This is a genomic window from Acinetobacter sp. 228, from assembly GCF_048147885.1.
Window position 1 is genome coordinate 1 of the sequence record NZ_JAYWYV010000456.1, and the last position, 1,151, is coordinate 1,151.

General features: G+C 33.4%; 1 protein-coding gene. It reads right to left on the reverse strand.

Features of this window, described 5'->3' with window-relative positions:
* A partial coding sequence (locus tag VXQ92_RS19825) for a PAS domain S-box protein (RefSeq protein WP_416682942.1) occupies window positions 1–1,151 on the reverse strand: 1,151 nt, incomplete at both ends.

A 1,151-nucleotide genomic window follows, 5' to 3' on the forward strand; every position in this document is an offset into this window, starting at 1 on the left:
TCGCTGTGCAAATTGTTTAAGTAACTCATCCCCACTATCATTATTTAGAAACTCATTAAATGCTCTAAATCTATCGATATTAATACGTATTAAAGCCAAATTTTTAAAACTATAAGATGGATTAACAAGATATTGATGTAATTGATTATAATAGTAAAAGCGGTTAGGAAGGTGAGTCAAACTATCATAGTTTTTTAAATAAGATAAATGCTGCTCTTGTCGCTTTTGGTCGGTTAAATCACGTGCAAAACCAATATAATTAATAATCTGGTTGTACTCATCTTTAACTGCATTAATATGAAGCCATAAATAGACACTTTTACCCGATGTAAACTTTTCATCAAATTGGCCCATATATTCGCCAGTTTTTAGAAGTTGTTGAGTAATGGAGTCGTGAAATTGTTGTTGCTGTAGCTTCTGATTTATTGTGATATTAAATAGCTGCTGACTTAATAATTCAGATTTTGAAAAGCCAGTTAATTTCTCATAATAGGGGTTAACTTCAATATAGTTGAGTTTTTCATCTAGAATAAAAATTCCTTCAGCTGCCTGCTCAAGCACAATCGCAGAAAGTCTCAAATGTTCTTGATCTTTTTTTTCCTGATGAATATCTCTGGTCATTCCGACCATACGTAAAGCTTTATTGGTTTTAGGATCACGGCTAATGACACGTCCTACGTCATGAATCCAACGCCAAGAACCATTATGACGTAAAATGCGGAAAGTAATATTGAAGTGATCAGATTTTCCTTCCAAGTGTTCTTTTAAACGTTCATCAAATAACTTTCGGTCATTGGGATGAATGCGCTCTAAAATTGACTTGAGGTGTAAAGGAGTATTTTGAGTTTGTTTTTGTTGATCAAAAAACGTTATTTCTAATTTTTGTTTCTCAATATCCCAATCCCACGGTCGGATACCTGCTGTTTCATGTGCAAATGCTAAATTATGATGATGGCTTTCAAGCCTCTCATTCATTTTAGTGAGGTCATATGTCCTTTCCCGAACCTTTTGTTCGAGCAAATGATTATTAAATTGAAGCTGTGCTTCAATATCTTTAGATTTATTTACTTCTTGTTGGAGCTGTACACATAACTCTTCAGCCCATTGAGTATGCTGTTCTGCTACTTGAACAAGTTGTTTATTTTTAAATA